Source organism: Ferdinandcohnia sp. SAFN-114 (assembly GCF_059415045.1).
In genome coordinates, this window is the sequence record NZ_JBPFDQ010000107.1 from 1 (window position 1) to 17,164 (window position 17,164).

General features: G+C 38.7%; 16 protein-coding genes. All 16 read right to left on the reverse strand.

The features are described from left to right. Positions 1-155 precede the first annotated feature (155 nt). Entirely contained in the window at positions 156-758 is a 603-nt protein-coding gene (locus ACR65M_RS23550) for a helix-turn-helix domain-containing protein (RefSeq protein WP_440274546.1), read from the reverse strand. A gap of 75 nt (positions 759-833) precedes the next feature. Further along, complete coding sequence (locus ACR65M_RS23555) at positions 834-1,817, reverse strand: ABC transporter ATP-binding protein (protein WP_440274561.1); 984 nt, start codon at positions 1,815-1,817, stop codon at positions 834-836. Between the two features lie 37 nt (positions 1,818-1,854). Next, the gene (locus ACR65M_RS23560; protein ID WP_440274547.1) at positions 1,855-2,856 is read right to left on the reverse strand and encodes an ABC transporter ATP-binding protein; all 1,002 of its coding nucleotides are present in this window, start codon (positions 2,854-2,856) and stop codon (positions 1,855-1,857) included. After that, a complete protein-coding gene (locus ACR65M_RS23565; protein ID WP_440274548.1) occupies positions 2,853-3,836 on the reverse strand; it encodes a succinylglutamate desuccinylase/aspartoacylase family protein in 984 nt (327 codons plus the stop codon). Before ACR65M_RS23565 ends, ACR65M_RS23560 begins: the two co-directional genes overlap by 4 nt. A 148-nt stretch (positions 3,837-3,984) precedes the next feature. Then, positions 3,985-5,535: an ABC transporter substrate-binding protein gene (locus ACR65M_RS23570; RefSeq protein WP_440274549.1), complete on the reverse strand. Its 1,551-nt coding sequence runs from the start codon at positions 5,533-5,535 to the stop codon at positions 3,985-3,987. Between the two features lie 41 nt (positions 5,536-5,576). After that, positions 5,577-6,557: a succinylglutamate desuccinylase/aspartoacylase family protein gene (locus ACR65M_RS23575; RefSeq protein ID WP_440274550.1), complete on the reverse strand. Its 981-nt coding sequence runs from the start codon at positions 6,555-6,557 to the stop codon at positions 5,577-5,579. An 89-nt stretch (positions 6,558-6,646) separates the two neighbouring features. Then, positions 6,647-7,474 carry an ABC transporter permease gene (locus ACR65M_RS23580; RefSeq protein ID WP_440274551.1) on the reverse strand — a complete coding sequence of 276 codons (828 nt, stop codon included), beginning with the start codon at positions 7,472-7,474 and terminating at the stop codon, positions 6,647-6,649. A 27-nt stretch (positions 7,475-7,501) separates the two neighbouring features. Continuing rightward, complete coding sequence (locus tag ACR65M_RS23585; RefSeq protein WP_440274552.1) at positions 7,502-8,425, reverse strand: ABC transporter permease; 924 nt, start codon at positions 8,423-8,425, stop codon at positions 7,502-7,504. A 442-nt stretch (positions 8,426-8,867) separates the two neighbouring features. Further along, the gene (locus tag ACR65M_RS23590; protein ID WP_440274553.1) at positions 8,868-9,446 is read right to left on the reverse strand and encodes a cupin domain-containing protein; all 579 of its coding nucleotides are present in this window, start codon (positions 9,444-9,446) and stop codon (positions 8,868-8,870) included. Between the two features lie 18 nt (positions 9,447-9,464). Continuing rightward, a complete protein-coding gene (locus tag ACR65M_RS23595; protein WP_440274554.1) occupies positions 9,465-10,457 on the reverse strand; it encodes an ABC transporter ATP-binding protein in 993 nt (330 codons plus the stop codon). After that, complete coding sequence (locus tag ACR65M_RS23600) at positions 10,450-11,451, reverse strand: ABC transporter ATP-binding protein (protein ID WP_440274555.1); 1,002 nt, start codon at positions 11,449-11,451, stop codon at positions 10,450-10,452. Before ACR65M_RS23600 ends, ACR65M_RS23595 begins: the two co-directional genes overlap by 8 nt. A 51-nt stretch (positions 11,452-11,502) precedes the next feature. Continuing rightward, on the reverse strand, positions 11,503-12,489 hold the full coding sequence (locus tag ACR65M_RS23605) for a succinylglutamate desuccinylase/aspartoacylase family protein (protein WP_440274556.1): 987 nt from the start codon (positions 12,487-12,489) through the stop codon (positions 11,503-11,505). Positions 12,490-12,515: 26 nt separating this feature from the next. Then, positions 12,516-13,433, reverse strand: a complete 918-nt coding sequence (gene opp4C, locus ACR65M_RS23610; RefSeq protein WP_440274557.1) for an oligopeptide ABC transporter permease — start codon at positions 13,431-13,433, stop codon at positions 12,516-12,518. A 4-nt stretch (positions 13,434-13,437) separates the two neighbouring features. Further along, positions 13,438-14,388, reverse strand: a complete 951-nt coding sequence (locus tag ACR65M_RS23615) for an ABC transporter permease (RefSeq protein WP_440274558.1) — start codon at positions 14,386-14,388, stop codon at positions 13,438-13,440. A 70-nt stretch (positions 14,389-14,458) separates the two neighbouring features. Continuing rightward, positions 14,459-16,126: an ABC transporter substrate-binding protein gene (locus tag ACR65M_RS23620; protein WP_440274559.1), complete on the reverse strand. Its 1,668-nt coding sequence runs from the start codon at positions 16,124-16,126 to the stop codon at positions 14,459-14,461. An 11-nt stretch (positions 16,127-16,137) separates the two neighbouring features. Then, entirely contained in the window at positions 16,138-17,085 is a 948-nt protein-coding gene (locus tag ACR65M_RS23625; protein WP_440274560.1) for a M20/M25/M40 family metallo-hydrolase, read from the reverse strand. Positions 17,086-17,164: the final 79 nt, after the last annotated feature.

Sequence of the window (17,164 nt, forward strand, 5' to 3'; positions counted from 1 at the left end):
GAAATTCAAGTATATAAAAATACCTGTAGGTTGAACACTCTTTTTTTCGAGTGTCCTTCCTACAGGTACCATTCTATTTCACAACCTTTTCTCTTTTTCTACTTTTGGAGAAAAATATACTGCATATATAAATCTTGTAGGACATTCTCCAAAAACTATTTCTTATCTGAAGCACTATAAATCGTATCACCGATCATCAAGCTGTCTTCCGCTCGTATGATGGATGGGGTAACTACCCAAAGACTAACTGATTCAAAATCAGTATTATTCTCCCAACCATGTGGAATATGACCAGGAAAGTGGATACTATCCCCTTCTTCCAGTTCACACTTTTCATCACCTAAATAGACCGTGAGATGGCCTTTTAACACATAGCCGACCTCTTCACCATTGTTGGTATAGAGCTTATCACTCTTGCCGCCTGGCTCAACCCTCATAAGATGCATCTCTAATTGTTTACTCTCTATTTCCGAGGGACTTAATAAGAAGATATCAGTGCTTTCAATATTACTTTTAAAACGCTTTCGTTTATTTTTTCTAGTGATAAATCTTTCAGTCTTATCAGAAACCTGACTTTCTTCATCAAAGAAATGGACTAACGAAACACCGAGCACACTACTAATTTTCTTTAATGTATTGATAGAGGGATTTGCCATCCCTCTTTCAATCTGACTGATAAAACTTGGTGTACATTCCACTAATTCTGCCAAGTGTTTGACGGTAATATCCTGCGCCTCTCGCAAAAAACGTATCTTCATTCCGAAATCCAAGAAAAAATCCTCCTTGTCCCCTTAATTAACCTACATTAATTAATATTATCTTATTTTGTCAATTTACGAAAGCGGGAAATGACAAGCTGCCCAATGACCGTCTTTCTTTTGTTCAAATACAGGCTCTTCCTGCTTGCATCTGTCAGTTGCAATTGGGCAACGTGTATGAAACCGGCATCCTGATGGAGGAGAGATTGGACTAGGAACATCACCCGTTAGAATAATTCTTTCCTTTTTTCTTTGTTCAATTGGGTCTGGAATTGGAATTGCCGACAGAAGCGCGCGTGTATATGGGTGCGCAGGATTATGATAAACTTCTTCTGTTTCCCCAAGTTCGACAATTTTCCCAAGATACATAACGGCAATACGGTTGCTAATATGTCTAACAACAGAAAGGTCATGTGCGATAAATAAATAGGTTAATCCGAATTCATCCTGTAAATCCTGAAGCAGATTAATGACCTGTGACTGAACAGAAACATCAAGAGCAGAAATTGGTTCATCACAAACAATAAGCTTTGGATTAAGTGCCAATGCCCTTGCAATCCCAATCCGCTGCCTCTGTCCACCTGAAAATTCATGGGGGTATCTTGTACTATGATGTTCTTCAAGACCTACCCTTTCAAGTAGCCATTTTACCCTTTCCGCTCGTTCACGTACATTCCCTTGCTTATGCACGCGGAGTGGCTCACCAATAATTTCTCCAATACTAAGCTTCGGATTTAATGAAGCATAAGGATCCTGGAAAACAATTTGCATTTCCCTTCTAACTTTTCTTAGCTTTGTTTCATTTAATTGTGTAATATCCAGGTTCGAGTATAAGATTTTTCCTTCGGTAGGCTTTTGCAAACGGATGATATTACGTCCTAATGTGGATTTTCCACATCCAGATTCCCCTACAATCCCTAAGGTCTCCCCTTCTTTTACTGAGAAAGAAACACCGTCAACAGCCTTTACTGCACCAGTTGATTTTCCGAATAATCCATTTTGAACCGGAAAATACTTTTTTAAATCTTTCACATCAAGGATTGTGTTTTGAGATTGCAGATTCTTTTGTTTTACCTCAACTTGTACATCGGTAGTATCAACCACGTTTGCTCACCTCAACATTCATTGCTTGATCATAATGCCAGCAAGCTACCTTTCGTCCATCTTCGACCACTTCTAATGTCGGTTCTTCATTACGGCAAAGTTCAGAAGCAAATTGACAACGAGGATGAAACCTGCAGCCTCCTGGCAATTTTGAAGGATTTGGCAAAACTCCTTCTATGGTTTTCAATCGATTTCCTTTCGCCTCAACAGTTGGCATAGCTTCTAATAACCCTAACGTATAAGGATGATAAGGACGCGCAAATATATCCCAAACCGTTGTCTCTTCTACGACGATTCCTGCATACATAACAACCACACGATCTGCAATATCTGCTACAACACCAAGGTCATGAGTAATAAATAGAATCGACATATCTAGCTTATCTTTCAAATCCTTCATTAACTCTAGCACCTGGGCCTGAATCGTTACATCCAAAGCCGTTGTAGGTTCATCTGCAATTAATAATTTTGGATCACAGGCTAGTGCCATAGCAATCATAACCCTCTGTCTCATTCCCCCTGATAACTGATGTGGATATTCATGAACTCTTTGTTCAGGAGAAGGAATTCCGACTAAACGTAAAAATTCGATTGCTTTTTCCATCGACTCTTTTTTATTCAATTTTTTATGGAAGCGAAGGCTTTCAGCTATTTGATCCCCTACAGTGTATACCGGGTTTAATGATGTCATTGGCTCTTGAAAAATCATTGAAATTTCATTACCGCGCAGCCTTTGCATCTCTTTTTTACTTTTGGTTAGCAAATTTTCACCCTGAAATAAAATTTCTCCTTTATCCGCTTTACCTGTTGGTTTCGGTAATAATCCCATTATTCCTAATGATGTAACACTTTTTCCGGACCCTGATTCGCCTACAATACAAACGGTTTCTCCAGAATAAATGGTGAAGGAGCTTTCTTTTACGGCTGGGATAATCCCTCTTTCTGTATGAAAGTTAATAGATAAATTGCGAACTTCTAGTACTGGGTCTGTCATTCAGTAACTCCCCTGGTTTCAACAGGTATAGCCTCTGCAATTAATTGCCCAGGCTCTGTCGGCCAATAACGATGACCTACTGCTGCAATGTAAGCATTGTCAGAGCTACAACGTAATTCTTCTGTAACCTCGCCGTAAAGGTTCATAATTGACCCAATCAAATCACCTTTGTTTAAAATGTCACCAACATCACATGCAGGGATAAACAATCCACCTTCACCGGTGAAGATAAAATCAGCATTATTAATGAATGTATATTCTTCTTGAATAGGAGGTTCTCCTGGAAGCATACTTAGAGCTTGAAATACTCCGCCAATCGCCAGTTTGAATTGATCTTCGTGTTCAACTGTTACATTACCTCCGCCACATTCAACTGTAACAGTAGGAATCTCATGCTTGATCACATGTGCTGAAATGCTTCCACCTGTGCCCGCTTCTCCTTTTGAAAGCCAAATGACATCGGATCCCATTCGTTTAGCTAGCCAAATTGATTTTTTTGCTGCCTCTGATCCATTATCTTTAACAATCATATAAAATGGCACTTTAGCGCCGATTCCCCCAGAATGCAGGTCAATTACATAATCGGCTGTTTGTTTAATTACTTCTATTACTTTATGAGCTAGTCTTTCACTATAAGTACCCTTTGGATTTCCAGGAAAAATTCGATTAAGGTTTGCTCCATCAAGGGGCGAAATTCGGTTTCGATTTTTAAATGAAGGAAGGTTTAATACAGGTACTCCGACAAACGTACCTTTTAATTCATTAACATCTAACTCTTGAAAAAACCTAATAATAGAAGCCGCTCCTCCATACTCCTCACCATGAACACAGCCATGAACCCAAACTGTAGGTCCTTCTTCTTTTCCTGCAGCAACTAAAACCGGTATGTTAAAAGCTGATCCATCCGTATCACTGCCTACTTGAATAAATCCTTGCGTTTTTTCCCCTGCCTTTACTTCAGCTGTTCCAACCGTTTTCATGATACTCCTCCTCTAGTCTTTTTTATTTACTTTTTTAACTTACTACACTCAGAGATTATAAAATCTAGCAAGTGTTGAAGAAAAAGACCTTCTCTCCCCTCAACACCGCCAGATACAAAAGTTACTGCTATTTCAAGCTAGATTTTTTTTATTCTTCAAAATATGCATCTCGAACGATTACATATTCATCAAGACGAGGTTCAAATCCTTGAACACCTTTTCTTACACCAACCATATGCGGTTCGTTGTAAAGTGGGAATGTAGGCTTTTCCTCATATAAAATCTCTTGGATTTCTTTGTAGAGCTCGGTTACTTCTGCATCATCGATAGTTTGGATTGCTTGATCCATTAATTTATCTACTTCGGGATTTGCATATCCACCCTCAGCATTTTCTGAGTGGTAATAACCATTCCAATGTGTGTTTGGATTAATTGTTAAGTCAGCAACTCCAATATAATAGAAATCATAAGCACCTTCATCCATCTTTGGAACATAAGAACTAAATTCAAGCGTTTCTAATTCTACATTAATTCCAACATTTTGAAGCATTCCAGCAATTGCTTCACCCATTTGGCGGTCCATTGCATATCGGCCGACTGGTGCCCCCATCTTGATTGGTGAACCATCATAGCCAACTTTTTCTAAAAGCTCTTTTGCTTTTTCAGGGTCGAATGGATATACAGGAAGATCTTCATTGAAACCAATTGTTCCTGGCGGTGATACAGAAGAAGCCGGGATTGTATTTCCACTTAAAATATTATTAACTAACGATTCTCTGTCAATCGCAAGTGAAATGGCTTCTCTAAAGTCTTTTTTAGCCATCCATTCATTTTTAAAATTAGCAACCATCATGTTTACACGAAGTGTTTCTGTAATGAAAATGTCTAGATTTTCATCCTGTTTAACTTCTTCGATTTTGTCTGCAGAAATGTTTTCTGCAATATGAACATCCCCGCGTTGAAGGGCAGCAAGACGAACTGCATTTTCTGGCATAATTCTAAATTCAATTGAATCGCTAACTCCAGGTTCACCCCAGTAACCATCAAAGCGCTTTAGCTTTACATTGTTGTTTGCAATATATTCAACAATTTCATATGGTCCTGTTCCAACTGGTTTTACGTTAAACTCTGCACCAAGCTCTTCTACTGCACCTGGTTCAACGATAGGAACCTGAGTCAATGAACTTAAAAGTCCGCGTGTAGGAGTTTTCGTTTTAATAATTACTGTTAAGTCTCCTTCAGTTGTAATTTCAGCAATATCATTTAACCAAATTTTCATTGATGTATTGAAATCAGGATCTTGAATTGATTCAAGCGTAAACTTTACAGCTTCTGCATTTAAAGGTGCACCATTATGAAATTTGACACCTTCCTTTAATGTAAACTTCCATGTTAATTCATCTACATTTTCATAGCTTTCTGCAAGTACTCCTTCAATTGATACTTTTCCGTCAACAATCTTACGGAATACAAGTGGTTCAAAAACATGTGAATTTATGCTATACCCTGGCCCTGACCATGTTTTACGAGGATCAAGGGATGTTGGGTCAGCACCTGTAGCAACGATTAGCTCCTTTGCGCCGCCTTCACCTTCGCTTTCACTTTCGGAATCCGTATCAGATGAGGTTTCTCCAGAACATCCGATTAAAGCAAATGCTAACCCAAGAGTTAATAAAAACATTACCATTTTTTTAAACATTACAATTACCCCCTCATATCTTTTTAATTTTTACCAAAAACCTACATTTTTGAAGCAAAATAAGCGACTTTATCTCCCGTTGTTACTGATTGATTGCCAGCTAACGGATACGCAATAATCGTTCCATCAACAGGAGAATACATTTCATCAACAATCTCTCCAAAAGGATTACAAACCTTTGCAAAAACTTCACCCTTTTGAACAGTTTGTCCTATAGATTTTTTAAAGTAGACAAATCCACCTTTGTTCGCATAATAAGCGGTATATAACAAAGGCTCACTGTATGGCAGCGTATTTGGGAGTTCTTCAATTACCCCCTCCATCATGCCAAGATGCTTCATCACATTTTTCGTGCCAATTACTCCTATTTCTGCTGACTGATCAAAACGGCGTGAAAAAACTAATTCTGGAGTTATTGCAGGTTTACCAATAGAAGATAGATGTCCGCTAAAGGTGCCTGGAATTTCAAAAGCAGGTGTTACCGTTATGGCACCAAATGCTTTTGCTAGATTCATTGAAGCTTCTTTAACTTGATGATCTCCTCCTGCGTCCACAATCGTAAATACTTCTGAAGGAGGGTTACATGAGTGAAAATCAACAACATAGTCGGCATATGGTACTATTCCTTCCGATATGATGTTAGCGATTCGTTGACTAAGAGTTCCATTCGCATTTCCTGGAAAGACTCTATTTAAATCGTTAGAATCTTGTGGTGTAAATCGACTAGCTGCGCGAAGGGCTAATGGGTTAACGATTGGAACTGCAATAATTCTCCCTCGCAATTCATTAAACTTTATTTCTTCATATAAGAGCCGTCGAATAACATCATAGCCGCCAATCTCAATCCCGTGCAGCAGTCCAGTAAGCAGTAAAGTTGGCCCCGCTTCCCTGCCATTGCCGATTATCACAGGCATATCGATATTTGCAGCATCCGGTAAGCTTCCGATTGTGATTCGGGTTTCAAGCACCTCCCCTTTATGAAGATCTAACTCTAACTCATCTAAACTCTCAATTACTCTCATCTCGATTTACATCTCTCCCCTTTGGTAAATTTTTTTATAATAATTGACTCAAACAACATGCATTTGATGTCTTACTACCTGATTTGTCTTTACCTTGGGTCTAATGCATCACGCAATCCATCTCCAAAAAGGTTCGCACACATAGCGACAAGCATCAACATGATACCTGGGTAAATGGCAATCCACCATGCATCTGTCATATACTCTCTTCCATCAGCAAGCATCGCACCCCATGTTGGTTCACTAACTGGGACCCCGAGACCTAAAAAGCTAAGTGAAGATTCAGCAATAATTAACGTTGCTACCTGAAAACTTGCGACTACAATAAACGGTGATATGATATTAGGCAGTATATGACGGAATAAAATTTCAATCTGTGAGGTTCCAGCTGCCTTTGCAGCTTCAACATATTCTAAATATTTTACGGATAGCACTGAACTCCGAACCACTTTTGCATACGATATCCAACTTGTAACTGATAAAACGAGAACAACATTCATGATACTTGAACCAAGAATGGCTACCATTGTAAGGGCGAGTAATAAGAATGGAAATGCTAATTGCATATCTACTAAGCGCATTAGCACACTGTCTACCCATCCTCCTGAATAGCCCGAAACCAAACCAACAATCAACCCAATTGCACCACCAATTGCTACAGCTCCGACTGCTACCATAATCGATATACGCGAACCATAAATGATACGGCTTAATACGTCACGCCCCAATTGATCCGTGCCTAACCAGTGTTTTGCTCCTTCAGCATTTGTTGATCCAGGGGGTAAGAGTCTTCTCGAAATATCTTGAGCCGTCGGATCCATTGGAACTAGTAACGGTGCTAAAATAGCAATTATGATTACAACAAGTAGAAAAAACATTCCAAAAACTGCCGTTTTTCTTCGACTAAGTTGTTTCAAAAAGGCAATCATGTGGACACTCCCTTCCTATGAATCTACGACAATACGACGATCAATTAATGCGTAAATAATGTCTACTAGAAGATTAATAACTACAAACACTACTGCTGACACAATAACAAGAGACTGAATCATCGGATAATCCCGGAATTGAATCGATTGAACGGTTAAAAATCCTAAGCCAGGCCACGAGAAAATGAACTCGGTAATAATTGCGCCGCCCAATAATTGTCCTGTTTGAAGACCAATCATTGTAATCGTTGGGATTAGTGCATTTTTAAAGACATGTTTGAAAAGAACAAATCGTTCAGGTAAACCTTTTGCATGTGCTGTTCGAACGTAATCATTCGTAAGAACATCTAGCGTACTAGATCTCATTAACCTCGCAATTAATGCAAGTTGATAAACGGCTAGGGTAAAGGCTGGTAAGATTACATGACTAGGTGTTCCATATCCAGAAGTAGGAAGTAAATTCATATTTACCGCTACATATAAAATGAGCATCATACCTAACCAATAGCTTGGTACCGATTGGCCTAACAATGCTAGGACACTAACAATGTGGTCTGCAAAAGAATTCTTCTTAACTGCAGCAATCATCCCAAGTGGGATCGCTAACACAATTGCAATAAACATTGCCCAAAAAACTAAAATCCCTGTTGCTGGTAAATGATCTAAGATTAACTGAATTGATGGCAACCCCCTGCTTAATGAATCACCAAAATCAAGGTGAAGCATCTGTTTCACGTAATCAATGTACTGTACCCATATAGGGAGGTTTAATCCCATGTCTTCACGCATTTGCTCAATCTCAGCTTCAGTTGCATTTTCTGATAACATCAACATGGCTGGGTCACCTGGAATGATACGTAATAATACAAAGGCAATGGCTGATGCCCCAATTAGGACGAGTATTGATGTCAGCAATCTGCGAATAATAAATTTCCCCAAAGTAACACCTCCAAATTTTTAATAAAAAATACTTTACTCCCCCCTTTCACTAAGAAACAAATTGTGAACTACAATTAGTAGTTTTTTAATTCTTGAATTGTAAATGACTATGTTTTTAGTAGATTCATAGTCCACAAAAACGGTTAATATAATTAATAAATAATTAATCATAAATCCATAATTATTTACCTATATTTAATCTTTGAATATTCTAAATTTTTATTGTTTACTATGTTACAGGACATTCTCTCTAGATTCAATAGTTTTTTATTAATTTATAGTTAATTTTTTAATATTTCTAAACAACATTTATCTAACGAGATTAGATATAACTTACTTTTAAAAATTATGTTAATTAATATGGTTACGACAGGTATTTTATATAATAGAGAAGGTAGTAATCAGGGGTGCATAGGAAAGCCCATGAACGAAAACCCCGATATCATACCGGGGATCGTTCATTTGAAGTATTTTTAATAATTGGAGGTGTGACAGCCCATAAGGTTACCACTTCTGAGTCACTTTTATTCTCCCATCCATGCGGGATATATCCAGGAAAATATACGCTATCACCCTCATTAACTTCATACTCTTCCTCACCTAGAGACAGGGTTAACGTTCCTTTCAGGATGTAGCCAACCTCTTCGGCATTATTTACATAGGGCTTGTCACTTTTTCCTCCAGGTTCAATCACGATCATATGCATTTCAATATTTCGATTATTATTCGTTGGCGTAAGTAAAAATAGTTCCGTCTTTTCACTTGAACTATTTAATTTGATTCGTCTATTTTTTCTTAAGATAAATTCTTCTTCTGAATCACCTGTATCCTCCTCAAAAAAACTGATTAAAGGTACATTCATAATCGTCGCTATCTTTTTAAGACTATTAATGGAAGGGTTTGCGACATTTCGTTCTATCTGACTAATGAAACTCGGAGTACATCCGGATTCCTCAGCTAACTGTCGCACAGATAAATTCATACTCTTTCGTATAGTTCTGATTTTTGATCCAATATCCATAACGATTTCCTCCCACGTTTAGTCTAACGGATAATGACATGCAACAAATTGACCATTCTCTAACTGTCTTAGTTCTGGTTTAATTGCTTTACATTCATCCGTTGCAATCGGGCACCGAGGGTGAAATGGACAACCTGACGGAGGGTTAATCGGGCTTGGTAGTTCTCCTTTCAAAATGATACGTTCCCGTTTTCTTTGAAGAAAAGGGTTTGCTACTGGTATTGAGGATAATAATGCTTGTGAATATGGATGTCTTGGTTGTCTAAAAAAGTCATCCCTTTCTTGAATCTCAACAATACTTCCCAAATACATAACAGCAATTCGATCACTAATATGATGTACAACACTAAGGTCATGAGAAATAAATAGATATGTCATCTCTAACTTTTCTTTTAAATCTGTAAGTAAGTTTAGAATCTGAGCCTGAACAGATACATCTAATGCAGATACAGGCTCATCACAAACAACAAATTTTGGATGCAGCGCAATTGCACGGCCAATCCCAAGTCTCTGCCTTTGCCCGCCAGAAAACTCATGTGGATATCTATTGATATAATTGGAATTTAGTCCAACTAGCTCCATATTTTCACGAATGACATCATCTAAAAAGGGAATACCGTGTACTTTATATGGCTTTGAAAGAATTTCCCTAACAGTAAAACGCGGATTAAGAGACGCATAAGGATCCTGAAAAATCATTTGAAAGTCTCTTCTTAGAGTCCGTAATTGATTTTCTTTCAAATTTGTAATATCTTGTCCCATAAATTTTAATATTCCAGAAGTCGGGTCATGCAGGCGTAAGACGACCCGCCCTAACGTTGACTTCCCACAACCGCTTTCACCAACAAGTCCTAATACTTCTCCTTTTTTTATCTCGAGTGTTACGTTGTTAACAGCACGTGTTACTCGTCTGGTCTTAAATAAGTTGTTCCCCTCGACAAAATCCTTTGAAACCTGATCTAACTGAATAATCGTTTCTTGCTCCCTTTCAGGGTGTACTGCATTAATCATATACTTTTACCCCCTCAAGAGTTAATTCGTCGGCATACCAGCATGCGACTTCATGTCCAGATGCAATTTCTGTAAGCGGCGGTCTTTGGGCTCTACATTTATCTGTTGCATATGGGCACCTAGGATGAAATTTACATCCGCTTGGCATTTCATTTAACAGCGGAATTGAGCCCTCTGTCACATTGAGATGGTTAACCTTCTCATCCATTTTTGGAATAGAAGACAACAATCCCTCTGTGTACGGATGACCTGGGTTTTTAAATAACGAAAATACGTTTGTTGCTTCAACAATGCTTCCCGCATACATAACGATGACTCGGTCCGCCATCTCAGCAACAACACCAAGGTCATGTGTGATTAAAACAATCGCAGTTCCAAATGTGTCCCTTAAGTCTTTCATTAATTCTAGTATTTGTGCTTGAATCGTTACATCTAGCGCAGTGGTAGGTTCATCGGCAATTAATAACTTCGGGTTACATGCCAGAGCCATCGCAATCATAACGCGCTGTCTCATCCCACCAGACAATTGATGCGGATACAGTTTGGCTCTCACTTCAGGTTGTGAAATTCCAACCTTACGCAGCATCTCAACCGCTTCCTTTAATGCCTCTGATTTACTTAGTTTACTATGGTTAAGCAGAACCTCTGCTACCTGGGCACCAATTTGAAAAACTGGATTTAAGGAAGTCATTGGTTCCTGAAAGATCATCGAAATGTCTTTTCCTCTTACCTTGATCATTTCTTTATTTGAGTACTCTAATAGATTTTTTCCTTCTAATTTAATCTCCCCTGTTGAAGGAACTCCAGGAGGGGAAGGAACAAGACCCATGATCGAAAGGGCTGTAATACTTTTCCCACAGCCACTCTCCCCTACAATACAAACTGTTTCACCCTTGTTCACATGGAATGAGATTTCGTCTACAGCCGAGAATTTACTTTTTTCTATTTCAAATTGTGTAGTTAAATTGGTAACTTCTAATATAGGGGCAACCATTGCTACCACCGCCTCCCAAATTTCATTTTTCTTTATTCCTTTTTGTTATGCTTACTCTGCAAACACTTCCCGTTTTTCAATTACGATTGATTCCGCAACTAAATCACCAGAATCGCACGGCCAAAATGGAAGTCGAATAGCTGCAATATACGCGTTGTCTGTTGGGTTAACAACATTCTCGACAACATCCCCAAATAGGTTTGTAATTTGTCCAATAAGGTCTCCCTCATTTAAGACATCGCCTACCTTACATGCAGGTATGAAAAGTCCACCTTCTTTGTTGAACAAGAAGTTTCCATCCTCGATAACGGTGTATTGATCAAGAACAGGTGTATCTCCCTCAAGCATGCCAATTGCTTTCATTACGTTTTCCATCGAAGAAGTATATTCTTGAATATGCTGTTCAGTTACATTTCCACCGCCCACTTCAACAGTAAGTGAAGGAATTCCCTTGTTTACGATTTGCGCCACAACCGCACCAAGTAAACCAGCTTCACCTTTGATTTTCCAAATTACTTCCACGCCAATATGTTTACATAGTCGTTTTGACTCTTTTGCTGCTTCAGATTGATCATCTACATAAATCGCATAAAAAGGTACTTCTGCACCGATTCCGCCACTGTGTAAATCAATAAAGTAATCTGCCGTTTTTGAAATTTCTTCAACAAGTACATGTGCTAATTGATGGCTATATGTTCCATTAGGTGATCCTGGGAAAATACGGTTTAAATTTTCACCATCTAATGAAGATGTCCGTGATTTTGCACGGTAACTCGGAATGTTGACGACAGGAAGTGCAACAACAGTTCCTTTTAATGTCTCTAAATTTAAAGAGTTTACCAGTTGAATAATACTTGCAGAACCGCCATACTCTTCTCCATGAACAGCTGCTTGAAGCCAGGTTGTTGGACCTTCTTGCTTACCTGTTGCAATCATAACAGGAAGTGAAATCGGACTTGCATCCGAATAGCTCCCTACCTTAAAAAATCCTTTTTGAACCGTACCTTTTACTCCTTCAACTTCTCCAACTCTTACCATTAATTTGTTCCTCCTCTAGTAATCTATTATTTTTGTCTTGGGTCTAAGGCATCTCGCAAGCCATCCCCAATAAAATTAATTGATATAACCGCTAAAATAATACATAAACTTGGATACACCCATAACCAAGGCATATTTGTTAATACGGTAATCGATTGTGCATCCATCAACATATTCCCCCAGCTAGCATCTGGAGGCTGTACTCCTAAACCTAAAAAAGATAGCCCTGCTTCAAGTAGGATTGCATTTGCAATTCCGAACGTTCCGGCAACAATAACCGGAGCCAGCACATTAGGAATAAGCTGCGTAAAAATAATCGAAAGAGGCTTTTCACCAATTGAACGAGCTGCCTCCACAAATTCTTGCTCTCTCAAAGATAAGATTTGCCCCCTCACAATTCTCGCAACCTCAGGCCACATTACGAGTCCAATCACGAGGATGATGTTATAAATACTATTTCCAGCGATAGCAACCATAACAATTACTAATGGAAGCACTGGAAATGATATCATAGCATCTGCAAAGCGCATAATAATCGTATCGATAATCCCACGGAAATAACCAGCAATTGCTCCAAGTACAATCCCGATACCTAGGTACAAAATAACAGCAGCGATTCCAACCGTTAGTGATACTCTCGAAGCATGAATAATACGACTCAATACATCCCGTCCGATTGAATCAGTTCCAAGCAGGTGTTCCTTGCTCGGTGGTTGTTCAAAAGCCATTGGGTCTATCATATTCGGATCATATGGTGCAATAAAATCTGCCAAGATCGCAGTCAAAATGAAAATCAGCATGATAATACAACCAACTAGACTTAGTCGGTGACGCCTAAATTTTGAAAAAACAAGGCCCCATTCGCTTTTGGACTTAGACTTTTGTTTTTGTATCACATCATCAGGAGTTCCCTGTGGGGTGATTGACTTTTGTGTCTCACTCATAAGGTCACCTCAACTTTACTTTTGGGTCAACGAGACTATATAAAATATCTGCTAGTAAGCTTCCTACTACAACTAAGAAGGAAGTAATAAGAATTAAGGCCATTAAAACCGGATAGTCCCTTGAAAATACAGAGTCTACCATAAGCTTTCCCACTCCAGGCCATGAAAAGATTTGTTCGGTTATTACCGCACCGCCAAATAAGGTCGGAATGGAAAGTCCAAGAAGGGTAATAATTGGAATGAGTCCGTTACGAAGAGCATGTACGAAAATTACCTTCCTCTCTTTTGACCCCTTTGCTCTTGCAGTTCGTATATAATCTTGCTTAATAATTTCTAACATACTTGATCTCATATACCGCGTATAAACGGCAGCCCCGTTCAAGCCTAGTACAGTCATTGGCAATACTAAGTGCTTGGCAGTGTCTAAAAAGCTCGGCTCAACCCCTGGCGTTCCCATCATTCCGGTTGGGAACATGCCTAATTTAACGGCGAAAATATAAATAAAGGAAAGACCTAGAAAGAACGTAGGAATAGAAACTCCTGCGAGGGTTAAAAAGGTCAAAGAATAGTCCCATGTTGAGTATTGCTTTGTAGCTGACAAAACACCAACAGGGATCGCAATTAACAAACTTAGGATTAGTGAAACTCCCATCAACAGCAATGTCGCTGGAACCCTATCCATAATTAACTCCGTTACAGGAGCTCCTTTTGAAAATGAATAGCCCAAGTTACCTGTTACAATTTCTTTTAACCAGTTTGCATATTGAATATATAGCGGATCATTTAAGCCAAGCTGCTCCTTCTTCTTCTCGAGCTCAGATCCTGTAATGGTTGTATCAATCATCATGTCAACCGGGTTTCCTGGCATCAGGTTTACGAGTAAAAACGCAATGATGCTTATTAAGAATAACAATGGGATCGCCGCAAGTATTCTTTTTACGATAAATAACAGCATATGTTCACCAACTTTACTATAAGTTAACCTCCATACGCCTTAATAATGGGCATATGGAGGAAAATTATTCTTATTCGTTGAAACTCCAGTCATAAATATTCCATTCAATACCAACTTGGTTTGGTACTGCATTTTTCAGTTCCTTGCTTACAGCTCCGATTGATTGCTCGTAATATAGGTAGATGTACGGCAATTCATCTGCAACAATTGATTGGACCTCGTCATAGATTTCTTTTCTACGTTCTTGGTCTGTTTCAATTGCTCCTGCTTCTAACAATTCATCTAGGTGAGAATCTGTAAAGCTGGCAGTATTCCATCCTGCTGGACGAAATTGAGATGAGTGGAAGAATGGATAGATATTAGAATCTGGGTCAACCATTCCAGTTGATGTTCCTAATAACGCCATATCCAATTCTTGTTTTTCCATAAGTTCCATTAATGTTGGGAAGTCCATGTATTCCAGTTCCACTTTCATACCAATTGCTTGTAAATATTGTTGGATAAGTGGTGCAGAACGTTCCCTAATAATATTTCCTTTTGGAACAGATAATGTTACTGTGCGATTGAAATCCCAACCTGCTTCTTCCAGTAATTGCTTTGCTTTTTCAGGGTCATGATCATAGCTTGGTAAGTCATCATTGAACCAAGGTGATTCTTCTGCAATTGGACCGTAAGCTACTTTTCCTTTACCTTGAAGAAGCTGCTCAACAATTGCCACTCGATCGATACCATGCATAATCGCTTGACGAACTCGCTTGTCGCTTAAATAGTCTTTCGTTGTATTAACTGTCATTGTTTGATAAGACATTGTGTCAAACACTGTTACTTCTACATTATCAAGCTCTTGGATTTTTTGGTGGTCAGAGATGTTAATTGTTCCAATACCAGTTCGAGTTGTTGCATGAATTTCACCAGCTTCAAATGCAGCTAATGCTAAATCTGGTGTCATGATACGAAGAATTAATTTCTTAAATTCAGGTGCACCTAAGAAATAGTTTTCATTCGCATCGTACTCCACATATTGGTCTGTCGCATATTTTACGAACTTAACTGGGCCTGTACCAACAGGATTTTTCGAAAAATCAGCAGTAGCTATATCTGCGACATTTACATTTTCAAAAGCATGTTCCGGTAAAATCCACAGACCTTTACCAACAGCTTCAAGGAATGGTGCATACGGAGTGTTAAGTGTAATCTTGATGGTATGTTCATCGACAACTTCAATCCCTGGAACATCATCAGCTTTACCATCCTTGTAATCTTGAGCACCCTTAACTAATGCCAAGCTCACATATCCAGTACCTGTCCATTCCGGGTCCATAATTGATTTGAGCGTAAACGCAACATCATCAGCTGTAAACGGCTCTCCATCATGCCATGTTGCATTTTCATCTAAAATAATTGTGTATTCTAGACCGTCATCAGATACTTTATAATCTTTTGCAAGACCCGGGATGAAGTTATATTCTGGGTCATAGTCTAATAATGTATCTAGAACAAGCTCCCCGCCAGCATACTTTCCGTAGTTCCCTTGTGAGAAATATGGGTTAAATGTATCAGGAGCACTCCACATTACAATACTAACTGTATCTTGAGTTTGTTTCGGCGCTTCAGTGTTTTCATTTTTTGTTTCATTTTCATTTGAATTGGTGTTCGTACTATTTGAGCTGTCATTTGAACACGCAACAATTGCAAACAAAAACAAGAAAGCAATAACGGATAATAATGTTTTCTTCATACCCTTTCACCTCATGACTTAGAATAATGCTCTAGGAATAGAACACACGACTTTTCTAAATTTTTCATTCCTTCAACAGTTGCATATTCGTTTGGACTATGCTGTCTAGCACCGTGACCAAGTCCGCCAAATGCAAATGGCAGGCCTAATTTTGATTGGAATAAAGAGAATGGTGCTGAACCAGCCATTGAAATCCAAGGCTCATAATCAAACCCTAAATCTGTAAAGCTCTGTAATAATGCTTTCATTGCAGGCTCTTCAGTAGAAGTGCGTGCCCAGTTATACGCATTTACAGCTTCGATTTCGATGTTATCAAACCCATGTTTTTCGAAATGCTTCTTTACTTGTTCTAATATCTTTTCAGGGTCCATATTCGGTACGAGTCGTATGTCAAGCTTTGCTTTTGCCATATGTGGAAGAAGTGTTTTCGTTCCATCGCCATGGTGTCCACTCACCATTCCATTAATATTAAGCTCTGGAGAGTAGAAATAGCGTTTCAATAGCTCTTTACCCGTTAAACCAAATTTAAATTTCCTAACATCCTCACGTTTTAAAATTGCTTTTTCGTCAAAGGTTTCAAGCATTTTATCAATGATTTCCTCATCACCAAGCCATGGCTCTGCAACATCATCGTAAAAGCCTTCTATTAATACCTTTTCATCACGATCCTTCAATGATGCTAGTGCATGTACTAGGTGCCAGGCTGGGTTTTCCATCCAAACTGCATTGGAACCATGGATTCCACGAGTTGTTGGTGCTCCCCAATCACCACCCTTAACTGTTAGTTCAACGTGAACAATACCTTTCGACCCTAAGAAAAGCTCTACTTTTCCTTCCGGATCCTGTGAAAAATGTGGGAAGAATACGGCATCACACTTTGCAAATTCATCTTTTAACTCATCAAGGGCTTTTGGTAAATTGACACTACCTAATTCTTCTTCTCCCTCAAGACAGAACATGAGGTTTGAACTGACCTAGCCAAATGAGACATATATAAAACACCTATCCATATTAAATTTAACACTTTTTCATTAATTT